Source organism: Bacteriovorax sp. BAL6_X (assembly GCF_000443995.1).
Taxonomy (GTDB): Bacteria; Bdellovibrionota; Bacteriovoracia; order Bacteriovoracales; family Bacteriovoracaceae; genus Halobacteriovorax_A.
Map to the genome: position 1 here is coordinate 892,593 of NZ_AUMC01000010.1, position 17,160 is coordinate 909,752.

Here is a 17,160-nt window from a genome sequence, read left to right on the forward strand (position 1 = left end):
TCCTGAATAATTAATCTTTGATTAATGTTAAAGAGGCTTTAAAATATAAATTAGGAACTACCTAATATTATTAGAATTGGAGCTTCAATGCACAAGAAATTTCGAAAGTCGTTGGGACTATTTTTAGGTCTCATTCTTTTATCAACGCCATTTGTCTTAAGAGCTGAAAATGGAATTTTTAGCATCAATAAAGATCAAGTTTTAGGAAACTTATTAATCGAAGTTCTCGAAAAACTTCATTATAAGAAATTAAAAATTAATGATGATCTTTCTAAGAATGCATTCAAAGAATTCGTTCAAAAAATCGATTATTCAAAGCAATTCCTATATGACACTGATGTTAAGGAACTCAAGAAGTACGAGTCTTTAATGGATGATGAAATGCGATCGGGGAATTATAAATTAGTTCTTGATGCAATGAAGATTAAAACACAAAGAATTAAAGAAGCGGATGCTCTGAGAAAGAAAATGTTCAAAGAGAAGTTTAATTTTTACGGGAATGAAGTTGTTGAGCTTGATCCTGAAAAGAGAAGCTTTGCTAAGAATAAGAGTGAATTCGAAAAGAACTGGCGTCTAACTTATAAGCAATCTGTAATGGCCCGTTATATTTCGATGAAAGAAGATCAAGAAGATCTAAAGAATCCTAAAAAAAATAATAAGAAAAAGAATGGGAAAAAAGAGAAGAAACTTAGCACTGAAAAAATCCTAACTGAAAAGGAAATCGTTGCTAAGGCCCATGAAGCGATTGATAAGAAATATCGTTTATACTTCGAAAGACTTCTTAAGGACACTAGAGAAGACTATATGGAACTTTTCTATAATTCAGTTGGTGCTGTTTTTGATCCGCACACAGCTTACCTTGCTCCAAAGAGAAAAGAAGATTTTGATATTGATATGTCTGGCCAATTAGAAGGTATTGGTGCCGTTTTATCTGAAGACGAAGGTTATATTAAAGTTGTTGAAATAGTTCCTGGTGGGGCCGCATGGAGACAAAAAGAACTTGAAGTTGATGATTTAATTCTTGCTGTTAGTGAAGGAAGCTCTGAGAAGGAGCCTGTTGATCTAGTTGGGATGAGAGTTGATGATGCCGTTAGATATATTCGTGGTAAGAAAGGAACTGTTGTAAAACTTCACGTTAAGAAGGCCGATGGATCAAGAAAAACAATTGGTATTACAAGAGACGTTGTTAAGATTGGTGCTTCATTTGCAAAGTCATCTGTTCTTGAACTTAAGGGTGTAAAAGGGAAGTTTGGTTATATCAATGTTCCAAAATTCTATCGTGAGTTTAATGGAACTATTAACTGTACTGATGATGTTAGAGCAGAACTTAAAAGATTAAAGAAGCAAAAAGTTAATGGTGTTATACTCGATCTTAGAAATAATGGTGGAGGTGCTTTAACAGACGCACAACTTATGTCTGGACTTTTCATTAAGGAAGGGCCAATTGTGCAAACTAGAAACTACTTAAACCAAGTTGAGACACTCGCTGATACTGATCCAGGTGTTGAATATAGTGGCCCGTTAATTGTTATGGTAAATCGTTACTCGGCATCTGCTTCAGAAATTCTAGCGGCGGCAATGCAAGACTATAAGAGAGCTGTTATTGTTGGTGGTGCAGTTACTCACGGTAAAGGTACAGTTCAAGTTGTTTATAGCCTAGATCAAGGTTTAAACAAAATGATGGGACAAGAGTTTGGGGCGCTAAAGCTTACAATTCAAAAATTCTACAGAGTTAATGGTGGTTCAACTCAATATAAAGGTGTAACACCTGATATTGTAATTCCTGATCCAATGTCATATGCTGAAAATCGTGAACAAGATTTAACTTACTCACTTAAGTGGGATCAAATTAAGCCTAAGAAATATCAGAAATGGTCAGGTGATGAATACAATATGAAGAAGCTAATTAAAGCTTCTGAAAAGCGTGTTGCTAAAGATGATCGTATGAAGAAGATTCAGGAAAGTGTTGCTTATTTAAAGAAGAGACGCAAAGAAACTGAACTTAAGCTTAATATTGACTCTTGGATGAAAGAAGAGGAAGCAAATAAGAAGAAGTTAGAAGATCTAAAACTAGATCAAGAAAATATGAACCTAGTTGTTACTCACTTTGAAGAGTCTCTAAAGTCACATGAAACTGTAAAGAAAGGCGAAGAGAAGCAGTGGAAGGAAGACTTTAAACAACGTAAAGAAGAGTGGGTTTCTTCACTACGTAAAGATGCAGGTTTAGAAGAGGCAATCTATATTATGCGTGATATGATTGCTCAACAAGCTAAGAAATAATAAGGATAAAAAATGGACTTTAACAAATTAATTGATAATTCAGATATTGATCGTGTGATGACAGTTCTTGAAGAAATGGATGATGAGCAATTATCAGTTGAGTTACTTAGAAAATTTAATGATAGTACGAAAGAGCTAGGTGAGTTACTTATGAATAAGGATCCTGAGTTGAATCACGCGCATTGGAAAGCGCAGTGTGACGATGCTAAAAAGCTTGTCGATAAAGTCGTAAAAGAAATACTGTCACATCAAAAATAATTTTTTAAGGTAAAGAAGAGTAAAAGTTTCAGTTTTTTTATATATTTAAAATTAAGTAAGGCCAAGTCATAAGTACTTGGCCTTTTACTTTTTATTTTCTGAAAATTGTTCCCCTTAATAAAAAGAGAAAAATGGCGAATAATAAATACTATGTAAGTCTTTTCTTACTATCCTCACATCAAGTTAGTCTAATTCGCGTTAGACGGATTGGCCCTGGCCCCCACCAGGGCCTTTTCTATTCTAGAGGCACTATTTGAGATCTCTACTTTGTAAGCATTAGTTTTCTCATGAAGTCACTTGCACTGCGAACTTCTTTAGCAGCATCTTCTTCTGTAATGTAATTACCTTCAAGAAGATTTAGAATTGCTTGATCAAAGCTTTGGCAAGGAATATCTGCTGAGTTTGTTCCACCGTTTTCAATAATAGGAATAATACGATCTAGTGGCTCATCGCCACGAATACATTCTTTAACTCCTGGACCTGTTACCATGATCTCTTGTGCAACACGAACTCCATTGGATGACTTCTTTGAACGAATCATACGTTGTGAGATTGTCGCATAGAGTGAGTCTGAAAGACGCTTCCTCGTATCTGCTTGCTCCTCTGCTGGGAACATTGAAATTATACGACTTATTGTCGAAATAGCATCTGTCGTATGAATTGTTGCCAGTACTAGGTGTCCTGTTTCTGCTGCTTTTAGAGCTATCTCAATTGATTTCTGGTCTCTAAGTTCTCCTAGTAATATAATATCTGGATCTTGTCTTAGCGCAAATTTTAGAGCGTCTTCAAAATTATCTGTATCAACCCCAAGCTCTCTTTGAGTAATACGAGATTTCTTTTGTTCATGGATGAATTCAATTGGGTCTTCAATCGTAATAATATGCTTTGCTCTGCGCTCATTTATATAATTAATCATACTGGCAAGGGTTGTTGACTTTCCAGATCCTGTTGCCCCTGTAACTAGAATAAGTCCACGTTTTGCACGAATAATTTGTTTAAGAGAGTCACTTAAGCCTAGTTGCCTATAGCTTGGAATGTCCTTTTTTATGACTCTAAAAACAAGACCGTTCTTATTATTAAATTTAAAATAATTGAACCTTAGTCGGCACTTATCTTCAAAGTCAAAAGATCCATCAAGGTCTTTGATTGCCTCAAGTTCTTGCTGATCTTTATCGCCGATAAGTAGACGAAGAATATCGTAGATACTTTCTTGTGAGAGTAGCTTATTTGATTTTACTGCGACCATATCGCCACTAATTCTAAAACAAGGAGTCTCATCCGCCCTTATATGTATGTCACTAGCATTATTATCAATTGCGACATTGATTAGTGATTTGAAATGAGTATACTCAAACGCCATTTATGTCATCCTTCATCGTATAGTTAAATACTTGTCGGAAGACCGTGTGAAAAAGTTTAGTATTATGTGTTTTTAATACCTTACTTAGCGTATCTCTTGCGCATTTCCCAAAGGAGATTACTGATATATGGCCTTCTTGACTCCTTCGTTGTTAACATCAGGAGTTTTGTAATCTTAAGATTTTTAGGATCTGAGTAGAGGAGGATTAGCATTTCGCGAATGAAGTTTGTTGAGAGAGTAATGTAATTATCTGTTCCAACACCTAGTCTTACACCTTTTTTCTCCCACCAAGAAAATGGATGATCCTTAAAATCTGGGAAGACTCCTGTTAGCTTAAGGTTTGAAGAAGGAAGTGCCACTAGAGAAACACTCTTTTGAATAATACGATTTAAAATATCGTGTTGATAGTGTTCGACTTCACGGGCATTGTGAAACTTTGTTTTTAAGAATAAAGTGACTTCGTCAGCATTCAGAGGCTCTCCTTTAAAGAGTTTCTTTTTCACGCCAATTGAATATGATTCCCATTCCATTTCTTCCAACTCATATCCTTCTGTGGACTTCTTATCAATTGCTTGGTGTTTAGCATTTAATTCAATAATTCTTTGAAAAAGGCGGTGGTAATAATAATTTGGGTTAATACCAAGGCTAAGTCCGTGCTCTAGGGTATCGATATGCCAAATATTCATAGCATTATCGACTGATTGGATTCCTTTTTTGAGCGTAAGCCAAGTTTCTCCGTGGTGAGAGCGAATCTTTAATCCACGATACTGTAGCTTACGTAGGCCACTTTTAAGCTCTTTAAAATGCGCTTTACGGTAAAGGGCCTTCTCATCTCCAACTGTATCGACTTCAACTAGGTTTTCTTTTAAGTATGGGTACTTTTCTAAAATTTCTAAAAGTGCATCAACTTGATGTTCAAAGTGTTCTTTTTTTGTTTCAAAATTTGTATCATCAAAGAAGTTCAGTTCCTTTCTAAATGAAGGTGAGAGGATAAACTTGAAGCTTGGCACTTCTTTTTCAAACTTTTTAAAACCTTCATAAAGACCTAAGACAACATCTTCCTCTGTTACTTCTCCAATACCAGGGATTTGCTCGGCATCCATTTTTGAAGCACGAGAAAGTGTAAATTTTAGTCTAATACTTCCAACATTATAATTTTCGTATAATTCTTTTGCCATGTGATAGGCAGCATCTTGGTGAGCTTTCTTTGAAGTTAGGATTAGCTTCGCTAGAAATAGAATACGAAGGTAAGTCGCAAATTGTTCTCCTTCTTTTAGACGGATTAGGTTATCTACATCTTCGACACAAGTTATAGGAAGGGCATCCTCACCATATACTTCTACAATTCTCTTCTCATAGATTTTCTTGTTCTTACCACTTAGCAGTTTCTTAAGTCTTGGATAGATAAACTCTGCATTAAGTGAGCCTGTTAGGTGGATATGTTCTTCATAGTATGGAATTGGAAATTTTTGAAAGAAATTAAAGACCGCATCTGATACAGGGTGATTTAGAAGAGTTTCAATATCAACTTCATCAATTTGAAAAGAAGAAAGTAGCTTCATGAATTCAAGAACGGGCTTTTCCAGTAGTTGGTTATCACGAATACTAGGAGAGTGAACAAGTAATTCTAGAGTGTCATTCAATGAGATACCATTGGTTTCACTGACAGTTCTAATCAGCTCACATTCAATACTGTTGATGATTTGTTCTTTTCTTTTTTGCATTTTTCTAACTCTCTCTATCTTTATTATTTGGTCTTATTATAGATATTTTGTATTTTATTAAAGTTTTCATTTAAACGATCATCAATAATCTTCGACTTAAACTTTGTACTCCACTTATCTGGGTGGTAAGTCTGTACTAGTTTTTTATACTTCTTCTTTCGGTCACTTTCGTCTTTAAGTGAACTAAATTCAACCGTTAACTTACTTTCATCAATAGGGAGAATTGCGAAGAGTTCATCGTATGAAGCATTTATCTTTTTAGTAAAACTTTCGAATAAAGCTTCATATCTTTTTGGTAATGTAATTAACTCATCTTTTATGAAACTTTCTAATACCCCCACGTGATTTGTCGATTTCGTAGAGTAGTTAATTAAGAATATATGGACATTGTTTTCGTAGCGTTTATGTTCAATACGATCTAAGTTTTGAAATAAGAACATTGTTGTTGCATAAGAGATAAATGCTTCTTTAGTAAGCTTGGACTGATTAATTTTTCCTAACTTTAGCAGTTCATCCTTAGTGAAGAATTGCTTTATAAAAGGATTAATTAAAGCATTTAATTCTTCTTTATCGAATTTATAATCTTTACGTAATCGATTTAAAATTTCTTCCCCTTCCTTGAAGTCACCCCACTGAAGGGAAGAGAGAAGACCTTGAAAGAATTTTAAATCTTCTTCTGAGGCAAACATTTGCTTCTCTTCAAAGTATGATAATAAAGTACGATGACCACTCTTTGTCGACTTAGATGATTGAGACTCAGCAGGGGCCGAGCTTCCAGAAATAGACATTCTCTCTATCTTTCTTCTAACCATTTCATCAAATTCCTCTTTGGAATGTGACTTATTGGTTTTCTTGTGAGGATTAAATATTCCATCAAAGAACTCTTTGAATAGAGGCGCAAGCATATAGGCCAAGATAATGGCAATAAATGCTAGTGTGATATTTGAAATTATTTTTGGTAACATAATTTTGTCTTTTTAATAATTATTTTAACGCTTTAAGGCATAATATGGAATGGGCAATAGATACACGACTAGTAAACTTAAATAAACCTTGGAAGATCTCTGGAGCAAAGGTTTTGGCCAAGGAGATTATCTACGTAACACTCAAGAATGGTGATTATAAAGGTTATGGAGAAATTAGCTATGGCTCAAAAGAAGATATTAGCGTTGACGATTTAAAATTAGAACTTGAGAGATTTGCATCAGATTATGAATCGGCAGGGATCGTTCAATATAATGAGTTAACTCAATATCTTGACCAATATGATTTCCATATTCCTCGTCTAAGATTAGGGGTTGAAACGGCCTTCCTCGATTATCTCGTTAGGGCCACAGAACTTAGTCCTTGGAAAATCCTTGGAACAAATACAGTTAAAAGTGTTGAGTCACTTGATTCATTTCCTGTCTTTGATTCTTTGGAGGAGGGAAAAAAGCTTCTTGAAGAAGCTGATACTAATGGAGTTATTAAACTTAAGATTACTCATGAAACTTTTCCAGTTCAAGTTGAATTGATTAATAAATCAAATCGTGTATTTGTTCTTGATGCTAATGAGTCTTATACAAATAATCTCGACTTATTACTTGAGCATTTATCTCTTATTAAAGATGAGAATGTTCTCTTTATTGAGCAGCCTCTCTATCGCAATGAATTCGATTTATATAAAGAATTAAAAGATAAATCGCCAATTGATATCTTTCTCGATGAAGGTATTGAAGATCACAGATTCCTCGATCCGTTTAAAGACCTTTGTCATGGCGTTGTACTAAAAACATCAAAGGCAAATGGCCTTATGAAGACATTTGCTCAATTACAGCAGGCGAAGAAGCTTGGACTAAAGACAATGCTTGGCTGTATGGTTGAATCAACAGTAGGGATCGCGTCACTTTTTAATATTGCATACGGATTTGATTATTTTGATTTTGATGGTTTTACAAAATTAAAAGATGATTCAGAACCTCATGTCATTTGGGAAAAAGGAAAAGTGATTTTGTCTAATATGAATTAAATTCCCCCCCTCGAAAAATCGTGGTGTTCATTTAAAATAGTAAGATATGTAAATTGGTAGAATTACAGTAAACCTGTATGGAAGCTTTTTGGGAGCCCAATGAAAAAAATCAATATCTTAATACCTTTATTTATTCTTGTATCATGTGCGAATGTTAAGCCTACCTATGTAGGTGAAGCACCAGGACAAAATCCAAAAGTGATTGTAAAGGAAGTCGTAAAGTATAAATCAAAGGATGTAGGGAGCGTTAAGGCCTATACCATTAATAATATGGATAAGCTTGAACTACATTATCATCAAAAGCACTTCGACTTTTGGGTGAAGTATTTTACTGAAAAAGAGCGTGATCTCTTTCTTCGTTATGTTAATAATGGTGCCCGTTATCGTAACGTGATTGAAAAGATTATGCGCTCTCATGGAATTCCTGAAGATTTATTTTTCGTTGGTCTGATTGAATCAGGTTATAACACTTTTATTAAGTCGAAGGCCGCAGCAGTTGGCCCATGGCAGTTTATCAAGGCGACAGGAAAGAGATATAAGCTAAGAGTTGATAGTTATGTTGATGAAAGAACTCATATCATTAAATCAACAGAGGCCGCTGCTCAGTACTTTAAAGATCTTTATAATATCTTTGGATCTTGGGAACTTGCTCTTGTTGCTTACAATAAAGGTGAGTATGGAATTATTAGAGCTATAAGAAAAGGTAAGACTCGTGATTATATGAAGCTTGTTTCTCGAAAACTTATTCCTACAGAAACAATTTACTATGTTCCAAAAGTTGCCGCTGTTCGTGAGATTTATAATAATGCGGCCAAGTATGGGATGAAAATCACTGAGTCAAAAGATAGTCCTTTTGAAAAAGTAAAGCAGCTAAATGTTAGAGGATCTTTTGACCTTTATAAATTAGCTCGTGCTCAAGGTGTAAACGTTAAAACATTAAAAGTTTTAAACCCAGATTTAAAAAGAAAGTGGGTTAAGGTAAATAGAAGACATACTCAGAGTATCTTCCTACCTTCTAAAGATTTTACGGACTATGCTTCTTTAGCAGAGTATGAAACTCGCAAATATATTAAAGTTGCAAATACTTCAAATGGAAAAAACTCGAATGGTGTTTATAAAGTAAGACGCGGTGATAATTTATCTATTATTGCTAATCGTCTTGGTGTCAGAGTTACTGATCTAAAGAGAATTAATGGTATTAGAGGATCAAAGATTCTTGTGGGACAAAGACTAAAGTATAGCACTAAAGGGGATATCGTTACTCATAAAGTAAGAAGAGGAGATAACCTTTCTGATATTGCACGTAAGTACGGTGTAAGCGTTTCAATGATTAAATCTTTAAATAATTTACGATCTAGTCGTATCTTCATTGGTCAAAGATTAAAGATTTCTACAACAAGAGTACCGTCAAGTGTGGCCTATAAGAGATACCGTGTTCGTCGTGGTGATAACTTAACGGCCATTGCTAGAAGGTTTAAGACTTCAATCGGTACGATTAAAAAAGTGAATGATATCTCAGGATCTGCCTTATATGCAGGACAAGTAATAAAAGTTCCAAGTGAGGGATAGGCAAATAGAGGCCTTTCCCTTATACTAGCCAAATGAAAATTGGATTTGACGCAAAGAGAGCATTTCATAACTTCAGAGGTCTTGGAAATTATTCTAGAGACCTCATCGCAAGTTTAAGTCGCTATCACACACAGAACTCATATTATCTTTTTACTCCAACATTTGATGACCCAAGGGCCACTCACTGGTTAGATCAATATGATAACCTAAATATTGTTAAACCTAGTGACTTTTGGTCAAAGAAGTTTCCAGCTGCATGGCGATCATTCAAGGTTGCAGACGAAGCTAAGAGTTTAGAAATTGATATTTTTCATGGCCTATCTCATGAACTTCCACATGGAATTGAGAAAACAGGAATTAAGAGCGTTGTGACAATTCATGATCTTCTCTTTCTGCGTTTTCCAGAGAACTTCAAATGGCTTGATCGTCAGGTTTATCTTAGAAAAATAAAATATGCGACTGAAGTTGCAGATGTTGTTTTAGCTATTTGTGAGCAAACCAAGAGTGATTTAATAAATTATCTTGGTTGTGACCCTAGTAAAATTAAGGTGGTATATCAAACATGTAACCCTCGTTTTTATTCACCTATTCCTGTAGAAAAACAAGTTGCAACTATTGAGCGTTATGGTGTTAATGATAAGTTCATTCTCTATGTTGGCGCGATAGAGCCAAATAAGAATGTTTTAACGCTTGTTAAAGCCTATGCCGATATCAAGAAATCAATAAATCATAAACTCGTTATTATTGGAAATGGTGGTAGTTACAAGAAAGAAATTGAAAGCTATATTCACTCAAAGGGTCTTGAAGATCGCATCATAATCCTTTCAAATGTGACAAACGATGATCTTCCTGCTTTCTATCAAAGAAGCGACTTATTTGTTTTTCCTTCCTTTTTTGAAGGTTTTGGTATTCCAATTATTGAAGCTCTATTTTCAAAGACACCTGTTATCACTTCTAAGGGCTCTGTATTTCCAGAGGCAGGCGGTCCAAATACAATTTATATTGACCCTAAAGATAAACATGAAATGAGTGAGCAAATAGTCAATGTTTTAACGAATGAGGATCTTGCTTTTGAGATGGTTGAAGAGGGCCGTAACTTCGTTGAAAAATTTCATCGTCGTAAGACGGCCCAGAATTTAATTGATTTGTATTCTTCTATGTAAATTTTTAAAAATTTACTTTTCAGTAATTAGTGAGAGGTTAGTTAAGCTGTATTTTTTTAATACATCTAAAATACGTACTAGCCTCGAATACTGAACTTCTTGATCAACCCTTAGGTCAATCGCCTTATTCTTATCTTTTATTGCGGCAAGCTGTGCATCTAGTTGTTCGACTGTATACTTCTTTCCAGCGATAGCAACTTCCTCTTTAGACAATTCAATTGTTAATACTTTGGAGTCTGTAGATGCCTGTTCTCCAGATTCTGTTTTTGGCAGACTTAAGAGCAGAGCAAGCTCAGACTTCTTAAATACAGTTGAAGTCATAAAGAAAATTAAAAGTAAAAAGACAACGTCAATTAACGGAGTGATATCAGCATTTGCTTCTTGTCTTGTTCTTTTTGTACGAGAACTCATAGAACTTTTTCCATAATTTCTTTCTCAAGCTTTGTCTCTAGTTTATCTACTGAACCTAGTAGGTAGTTGTGACCAACAAAGTGAGGAATAGCAACGATCATTCCACCAACAGTTGTAATTAGTGCCATTGAAATACCTTGAGCAAATGATGCAGGATTAGAGAGTCCTGTTTCTGACATAACATGGAATGCTGTGAGTACACCAACAACTGTACCAAGAAGGCCTAGAAGTGGTGAGATCGTAGCAATAATTTTTACTGTGTTTAGACCTTTCTCAACATTCATAATATGTCCGGCCAGATATTGCTTTGCTATTTCGATCGTTGATGAAGTATCCATATGTTCACCATTATCTTTAATTTTCTTTTTAATATCATTTGATGTTTGTGCCGTCATTTTCATTTCTACAGAAAGAAAATAAGCTTTTGATAACATGATTGCCCATCCTACTACGTTGATAAATAGTAGAATATACATAATTATTCCACCCTGTTGGATGTATTCATATAAGCGCATTGCGTCTCCTTTATTATAAAACATTTTAATTTTATTATAAAAATGGGGCCATGAGAACACTAAAATATTTTGATCAGATATGCTCATATCAAACAATTTATTACTTTTAGAGAATTTTACAGAAATCTAACATACCTCAGATAATTAATTGTGCGTGCCTGATATTATATATTCATAGAGGAACACAGGAAAATATTGGAGGTCCTATGAACTACGAATTAAGCTTTCATAACGTTGATCACTCATCTGCTTTTGAGAACTATGTTGCCAAAAAGTTAAAGGGGATTTCAAACGATTTTAGGAATGTGGGGCATATTCAGTTCGTGGCCGATAAAAAAGGTCCAGAATATGTATTCTCGGCCAATGTGAATGGTCACAAACATCAGTTCCACAAAAAAGCCAAAGGAGATAATGTATACCAGGCAGCTTCAGATGTCTTAGTTGCTTTTAAAAATTGGTATCGCGATCAAAAGATTGCTAGCTAGTTAAGTACGATACTACAGTAATTTATTATTTAAACTCTCAATTCTAACTAAGTATGTGCCCAAAGTTTTTTTACTGAAACGTATAAACTTTGGGCATTTTTTTCCGATAAACTTTAAGTAACAGACTCTTTCATGGTGGAAAGGGATCTTAATATTTAAAGGATAGTCTTCAGGGATGAGAGTAGGGACTAATGTCACATCACAGCTGGCGCAAAGAATGCTAGGTGAAGTGAACGATCACCAAACGAGTGAGGTTCGCAAGCTAGCAGGTTCTAAGCGTATTTACAAGGCCGCAATTGATCCGGCCGGTGCAGCTATATCTCTAAAGATGACGGCCCAGAATCGTTCCAATCTACAGGCACAGCGAAACTCTAATGATAGCTTTTCAATGCTTGAAGTTGCAGACTCAACGATGGGGAGCATGCAAGACATAGCCATTCGCTTAAAAGAACTTTCGATTCAAATGGCCACTGATACCTATAATGATAATGATCGAATCAATACAAATCGTGAGTTTAAGCAACTTGCGCGTGAAATTATTCGTATTCAAGAGAATGCTGAATATAACGGAACCAAGCTTTTAAATGGTGGCCGTGATTTAGAGATGCAAATTGGGATTCGTAACTCTGAACAAAATGATCGTATAAAATATAATATTAATGATGTCATGAGTTCTAATCGCAAGTTACTCAATCAAAATGTACTTACTAAGGAAGGGGCCAGGTCCGCAATGGGGGCGGCCGATGCCTTAATCGATAAAATTTCACACTCACGCTCTAAAGTAGGCTCAACAATGAAGAGAGTTGAAAGTACAACAACAAATCTTCAGCATAATTATGAGAACTCAGAAGCGGCAAGATCAAAAATTGAAGATACAGATATCGCAAAGGCAACAGCGGCAAAAGCACTCGATTCGATTAAAATGGAGTCTGCAACAGCATTCCTAGCGCAAGCTAATACCGCGCCAGGAGCAATTGCAAAACTTATTGGCTAGTTTACTCCAAGCGCTTTCTTTACCTTTCCAAGAGTAATAGTTTCACCAAGCTTAATTAATTCACCACTTTCATTGATCACAAAATAAGCTGGAACTCCAACCATTCCTTGAGATTCTAGCCATTTTCCAATGGCCTCATCTTTACGTGTCCAGTCTCCAAGCAGAAGGTCGACTTGATTCTCAGCAACCATGTCTTTAAATGAATCAGTGTTAATCACAAGTTTTTCATTCACTTTACAAGTGATACACCAGCGTGCAGTAAAGTCGATGAATGTAAGTTTTCTTTGGTCAATACGCGTATTCATTTCGGCTTCTGTCCACTTCGTCCAGTTAAGTCCCTCTCGCTTTTTGTCTTCAATAAGAGAGTTTCCATTTCCACCTGTATTTAGAGGTGTTGTAATGGCCGAGTATCCTAAGTAAAAAACAGGCACAATCATAAGCAATGTCGCAATTACTTTCTTCGTCATATGTTTTCTCATATAGAAAAGGAAGAAAGTAAAAACGAGGGCCGAGTTTATATACATCATTGCAACAGGAGAGCCTACAAGTGCTGAGTAAACATCTAGTAACCACACAGCTGTAAGGATAAGAGTAAGCCCTAAAAGCTTTTTAACGTGATCCATCCACATGCCTGGCCTTGGAAGAAAGCGAATAAGGGCCGGAAAGATTCCAGTTAATATGAAAGGCGCACTTAAACCTAGTCCAATAGCAAGAAAGATCATCACGATATTTGTACTTGATTCAGAAAATGCAAATGTCAGAGCTGTTCCAAGAAATGGAGCTGAGCATGGAGTAGAAAGAATTGTGGCCAGAACACCACTTATAAAGTCTCCGTAGAAAGTATTTCTAACTTCTACATTTCCAAGCTTAGTTCCTCCTGGTGTTTTAAACTCAAATAGTCCAAAGAGGTTAAGTGCCATTGTAAAGATAACAAATACCATGATGGCAACAAACATCGGCGATTGAAGCTGAAAACCCCAACCAATTTGTTCTCCTGATGCCTTTAGTCCTACAACAGTAAAAGCAAGTGCTGCAAAAGTTGCGAGAACACCTAGAGAGTAGAATAGGTTATGTTTTAGAACTTTCGAACGACTTTCATTTGAATGCTTAATAAGACCAAATAGTTTTAAAGAAATAACAGGTAGAACACAAGGCATAATATTTAAGATTAAACCACCAATAAATGCCATTAGTAAAAAGTAAGGTAGGGAAGAAGAGCCTTCTTCATTGCTTACAATATTTGTCTCCTGAAGAGTTCGATCATTATTAACTTTTGTAAGTCTTGAATAGAATGTTTTAAAAGATTCTTCATTAGTTCCAAATGAACTGATATCGAAATCTACTCGATATGTCTCACCATTAACAGGGTCATTAAAAACAAATTTAAAAGATAGAGGTTCGTTAAAGCGTCCATCTGTTGGTAGCGGATATTCTGGTTCTAGGTATTCACCATCCCAATCTAGTTGATAGAGGCCATAGTGATTTCCCTTTGTGTCCTTGTAGAGAGCTTCTCTTTTAAAACTAATTGGACTTGTCGTGTAAGGTGTTAATACATTTTGTCCGACAGTAAGCTTTTGATTGTCCCCTGTAATATTGTAAACGAGAGCTAGTCCACCTTCATACTTTGTTAATTGAAGGTTTAGGTATGTCGGAGTTTCTCTTAGTGTTGGAAGATTATTAAATCTTTTTTCCATTTCTGAATTTGCAACCTGAATCTGATTGTCTTTCGAGTTAAAGACTCCGCCGTCAAAGTCACCCTTAATAATCTTTTCCTGAGGAATACAAATATCGTGGCAAATTAAATACTTTAAATGAACTTCAAAATTCTTTGCGTTATCGAATGAATTACCTAAATAATAAAAGTAAGTATAGTCTCCTTTATGACCGAAAGTTTGAATATCACCTTTTTCAATAAATTTATGAGGAGTTGGCCATTCAACTAAATCAAGAACGATTTTATCGCCACCTTGTTTAAACTCAACTTCTGTTGCAAGTCCTGAGTCCCCAGGGTTTTGCCAATATGTATGCCAACCGTCTTTATTTCTTAAATTGATGGTTAAGTACTTATTACTGTCCCTTTCAATTGTTGTTACCTGGGCCTTGAGCAGGTCTGAGTAATCTTTTTTATCGGCGTAGGCAAAGAGAGTGATGGCAAGGGCCAGTAGGATTCTATACATTATTTTTTCCTTAAAATTTCTTAATTAATTTCATACCTTAGCGGTATTATACGCTAAAGCATGACGCTAAATCTAGGAATTGACAAAGATTTGACGATAAAAGCTGTTTCCTTAACATTGTGAATAGATCTTGACATTCCCGTTGGTAAATCCTTGAAAATACGTAGTTGCAGATTTTGCTAAATATTTTAGTCCATTATCCGAAAAGAAGAGCGAAGAGGTACTAATAACGAGGAAAAAAAAGTGAAAACCGTTAATTCTTTATTCTTTGGACTTGCATTGATGTCGCTAACATCATGTAGCTATGTGGAGCATTTTGAAAAACGCGCCCAGGCCATTAACGAGTTAGAGGATAAGATTCTAGTTTTATCAAAAGAGAATCAAGAGATGAATAATAAGCTTATGCAAGCTAATTATAAAATCAAAACTCTTGAAAGTAAGAATTACTATCTCGAAACGCAATTGAAAGATAAAGCTCCTATGAAGGAGAGTTATACAAAGAGAACAATTGCAAGCGTTGCTCGTGTCGACAGTAATGATCTCGTTAAATATGACGTATACAAGTGGGACGCAAAGGAGATGGTCTCTATTGCTCAAAAAGAATTTGATTCAAAGAATTTTGAAAAGAGTGCGCAATTCTTCAATGCATATACAAAGAACTTCCCTAATTCAAAAGAGGTGGATGCTGATTTCTTATTTCAGGCCGGTGTTGCAAGCTATGAATCAGGTAAGCATTATGACTGGAGTGAGAAGTACTTTACATATTTAACAAAGAAGTATCCTACTTCAAAGTACTACCTTGGTGCAAAACTATGGCTAGGGATGAGCTATTTAAAACAAAATCGTAAAGACGAATTCTTCGCAGTAGTGGAAGAGTTTAGAAAGAAATATAGAAACACTCCTGAATGGAATATCCTAAGTGGGCACTATGAGAAAATCGTACAGAAATATAAAAAGAACTAGTTTTCTAATCTTAGCATTTATCTCAAGTCTCGCTCTTGGTGCCGAAGCGGCAAAAACACCAAGGGCCGTCGTTGCGAGAGTGCAGGGAAATGTTTTTGTTACTAGTAATCAACAAACTAAGAAATTGGATGCTGGCAGCTTCATTTATGACTTTGATGATATCTTTACTGAGGTAGGAGCTGAACTTGTTTTTAGAGACTATTTCGATCACGAATATCATGTTTCAGGTTCAAGTTATATTTCAATGCTTAATAAAATTGTTGAGCTTAAATCAGGATATGTCTGGGTTAAGTCAATTGAAGAAACAGATGATAAATTTCAGCTTCAAACAGTAAATGCCACAATCTCTTACGATAGTGGAGAGTATATTGCTTCTTATGATCCAGAAAATGGAAAGACACAAATCCTAAGTATTACTGGAACTCATACGATCAATAATAATGTTTACGAGTTTATGAAAGAGCAAGTTGGGCCTGGCCGTTTTTCATTTATCAAAGAAGATTATGAGAATGGAGCGCCAAGAGTTCCAACCCCTATTTCTTCAAGTGCTTATGAGGCAGTAACTTCTTTATTTCCTGCTGTTAAGCCGATGAATGAACGCACTCTAGTTGCTAGAGCACCAAGACATAAGGATAATAAAATCTCGCAAGAGCTTTATAAGAAAAATCCAAAAAGATCAACAGCTTCAGTTACTCTTAGAGAAGATATGAGAGTCTCAAATAAACCTGGTGAAATTGTTGTTAGGCAATCACATACGGTAAAAACTCGTCGTGATATTGCTTCTGTTGGAGTTGAAGGAGGAGCGAGAGCGACTCGTCTTGAGCAATTCTATGAAGAGAAGCTTAAGGAAATGGCCAAAGAAGCTCCTAAAAAGAAAGTTGTTAAGAAATTTAAGCCAAATTATAAAACAAAATCTGATGTTGAAGTTAATGTTTATGGACCGAATACAAGAGTTCCAGCATCACAAGAGAAGGCACCGACTCAAATGCATAAAGAGCATGAATATGAGAGGGAAGCTCCACAAGAAGGAGTTCGTCCTGAACGTAAGTTTAGACCTGAGAAACCTCAATCATTACGTAATCCTGCATCGGTACCATCACCAGTTGATGATGAGATTAAGAATGATGTATTCGAGTCTTCACTAAGAAGAGAGTATTTAAGTCAACAAAAGCATAGTGATGCTGTAAACAGCCTCATAAATGATCTTGAGAGTTACAGTCAGGATTATAAAGAAGCCTACTAAGAAAAAAATC

General features: G+C 35.5%; 15 protein-coding genes. 9 read left to right on the forward strand and 6 right to left on the reverse strand.

All coding sequences use genetic code 11. The annotated features are described in order from the left end of the window. The first annotated feature begins 87 nt into the window (after positions 1-87). Both M902_RS15010 and M902_RS15015 read left to right on the forward strand, forming a co-directional pair. Positions 88-2,280: a carboxy terminal-processing peptidase gene (locus tag M902_RS15010; RefSeq protein WP_021268404.1), complete on the forward strand. Its 2,193-nt coding sequence runs from the start codon at positions 88-90 to the stop codon at positions 2,278-2,280. A 12-nt stretch (positions 2,281-2,292) separates the two neighbouring features. Beyond that, on the forward strand, positions 2,293-2,538 hold the full coding sequence (locus tag M902_RS15015) for a hypothetical protein (RefSeq protein ID WP_021268343.1): 246 nt from the start codon (positions 2,293-2,295) through the stop codon (positions 2,536-2,538). 262 nt (positions 2,539-2,800) lie between these two features. On the opposite strand, the gene M902_RS15020 is transcribed toward M902_RS15015, so the two are convergent. The 3 genes from M902_RS15020 to M902_RS15030 form a co-directional block, all read right to left on the reverse strand. Beyond that, entirely contained in the window at positions 2,801-3,898 is a 1,098-nt protein-coding gene (locus M902_RS15020) for a type IV pilus twitching motility protein PilT (RefSeq protein WP_021268260.1), read from the reverse strand. 80 nt (positions 3,899-3,978) lie between these two features. Beyond that, positions 3,979-5,622 carry an adenosine/AMP deaminase gene (locus M902_RS15025; RefSeq protein ID WP_021268532.1) on the reverse strand — a complete coding sequence of 548 codons (1,644 nt, stop codon included), beginning with the start codon at positions 5,620-5,622 and terminating at the stop codon, positions 3,979-3,981. 23 nt (positions 5,623-5,645) lie between these two features. After that, a complete protein-coding gene (locus M902_RS15030) occupies positions 5,646-6,587 on the reverse strand; it encodes a molecular chaperone DnaJ (protein ID WP_021268442.1) in 942 nt (313 codons plus the stop codon). 44 nt (positions 6,588-6,631) lie between these two features. Here M902_RS15030 and M902_RS15035 point away from each other — a divergent pair, with 44 nt between their 5' ends. The 3 genes from M902_RS15035 to M902_RS15045 all read left to right on the forward strand — a co-directional run bounded on the left by M902_RS15035 (position 6,632) and on the right by M902_RS15045 (position 10,362). Further along, entirely contained in the window at positions 6,632-7,630 is a 999-nt protein-coding gene (locus M902_RS15035) for an enolase C-terminal domain-like protein (protein ID WP_021268357.1), read from the forward strand. Positions 7,631-7,729: 99 nt separating this feature from the next. Then, positions 7,730-9,199 (forward strand): LysM peptidoglycan-binding domain-containing protein, encoded by a 1,470-nt coding sequence (locus tag M902_RS15040; protein ID WP_021268119.1) that lies wholly within the window; start codon positions 7,730-7,732, stop codon positions 9,197-9,199. Between the two features lie 32 nt (positions 9,200-9,231). After that, the gene (locus M902_RS15045) at positions 9,232-10,362 is read left to right on the forward strand and encodes a glycosyltransferase family 1 protein (protein ID WP_021268099.1); all 1,131 of its coding nucleotides are present in this window, start codon (positions 9,232-9,234) and stop codon (positions 10,360-10,362) included. Positions 10,363-10,374: 12 nt separating this feature from the next. Here M902_RS15045 and M902_RS15050 read toward each other — a convergent pair whose 3' ends face one another. Both M902_RS15050 and M902_RS15055 read right to left on the reverse strand, forming a co-directional pair. Continuing rightward, positions 10,375-10,773, reverse strand: a complete 399-nt coding sequence (locus M902_RS15050) for a biopolymer transporter ExbD (RefSeq protein WP_021267988.1) — start codon at positions 10,771-10,773, stop codon at positions 10,375-10,377. Continuing rightward, positions 10,770-11,288 carry a MotA/TolQ/ExbB proton channel family protein gene (locus tag M902_RS15055; RefSeq protein ID WP_040314905.1) on the reverse strand — a complete coding sequence of 173 codons (519 nt, stop codon included), beginning with the start codon at positions 11,286-11,288 and terminating at the stop codon, positions 10,770-10,772. The genes M902_RS15050 and M902_RS15055 overlap by 4 nt, the downstream gene beginning before the upstream one ends. Before the next feature lie 206 nt (positions 11,289-11,494). On the opposite strand from M902_RS15055, the gene M902_RS15060 reads away from it, so the two are divergent. Continuing rightward, positions 11,495-11,773 carry an HPF/RaiA family ribosome-associated protein gene (locus M902_RS15060; protein ID WP_021268133.1) on the forward strand — a complete coding sequence of 93 codons (279 nt, stop codon included), beginning with the start codon at positions 11,495-11,497 and terminating at the stop codon, positions 11,771-11,773. A 175-nt stretch (positions 11,774-11,948) separates the two neighbouring features. Beyond that, entirely contained in the window at positions 11,949-12,767 is an 819-nt protein-coding gene (locus M902_RS15065) for a flagellin (RefSeq protein WP_021267977.1), read from the forward strand. Here the strand turns inward: M902_RS15065 and M902_RS16245 are convergent. After that, positions 12,764-14,944, reverse strand: a complete 2,181-nt coding sequence (locus M902_RS16245; protein WP_021268023.1) for a protein-disulfide reductase DsbD — start codon at positions 14,942-14,944, stop codon at positions 12,764-12,766. The two genes, M902_RS15065 and M902_RS16245, sit on opposite strands and share 4 nt — an antisense overlap. A 243-nt stretch (positions 14,945-15,187) precedes the next feature. Between M902_RS16245 and M902_RS15075 the strand changes: the two genes are divergently transcribed. Next, positions 15,188-15,907 (forward strand): tol-pal system YbgF family protein, encoded by a 720-nt coding sequence (locus M902_RS15075; RefSeq protein WP_021267771.1) that lies wholly within the window; start codon positions 15,188-15,190, stop codon positions 15,905-15,907. Further along, on the forward strand, positions 15,873-17,150 hold the full coding sequence (locus M902_RS15080; protein WP_040314906.1) for a hypothetical protein: 1,278 nt from the start codon (positions 15,873-15,875) through the stop codon (positions 17,148-17,150). The genes M902_RS15075 and M902_RS15080 overlap by 35 nt, the downstream gene beginning before the upstream one ends. The last annotated feature ends 10 nt before the right edge of the window (positions 17,151-17,160 follow it).

Bases quoted from the DNA above. Each gene is read 5' to 3' on its own strand.
- M902_RS15025 (WP_021268532.1), bottom strand. From the start codon at position 5,622: ATGCAAAAAAGAAAAGAACAAATCATCAACAGTATTGAATGTGAGCTG.
- M902_RS15010 (WP_021268404.1), top strand. From the start codon at position 88: ATGCACAAGAAATTTCGAAAGTCGTTGGGACTATTTTTAGGTCTCATT.
- M902_RS15045 (WP_021268099.1), top strand. From the start codon at position 9,232: ATGAAAATTGGATTTGACGCAAAGAGAGCATTTCATAACTTCAGAGGT.
- M902_RS15015 (WP_021268343.1), top strand. From the start codon at position 2,293: ATGGACTTTAACAAATTAATTGATAATTCAGATATTGATCGTGTGATG.
- M902_RS16245 (WP_021268023.1), bottom strand. From the start codon at position 14,944: ATGTATAGAATCCTACTGGCCCTTGCCATCACTCTCTTTGCCTACGCC.
- M902_RS15030 (WP_021268442.1), bottom strand. From the start codon at position 6,587: ATGTTACCAAAAATAATTTCAAATATCACACTAGCATTTATTGCCATT.
- M902_RS15060 (WP_021268133.1), top strand. From the start codon at position 11,495: ATGAACTACGAATTAAGCTTTCATAACGTTGATCACTCATCTGCTTTT.
- M902_RS15035 (WP_021268357.1), top strand. From the start codon at position 6,632: ATGGAATGGGCAATAGATACACGACTAGTAAACTTAAATAAACCTTGG.
- M902_RS15020 (WP_021268260.1), bottom strand. From the start codon at position 3,898: ATGGCGTTTGAGTATACTCATTTCAAATCACTAATCAATGTCGCAATT.
- M902_RS15080 (WP_040314906.1), top strand. From the start codon at position 15,873: ATGAGAAAATCGTACAGAAATATAAAAAGAACTAGTTTTCTAATCTTA.
- M902_RS15065 (WP_021267977.1), top strand. From the start codon at position 11,949: ATGAGAGTAGGGACTAATGTCACATCACAGCTGGCGCAAAGAATGCTA.
- M902_RS15050 (WP_021267988.1), bottom strand. From the start codon at position 10,773: ATGAGTTCTCGTACAAAAAGAACAAGACAAGAAGCAAATGCTGATATC.
- M902_RS15040 (WP_021268119.1), top strand. From the start codon at position 7,730: ATGAAAAAAATCAATATCTTAATACCTTTATTTATTCTTGTATCATGT.
- M902_RS15055 (WP_040314905.1), bottom strand. From the start codon at position 11,288: ATGCGCTTATATGAATACATCCAACAGGGTGGAATAATTATGTATATT.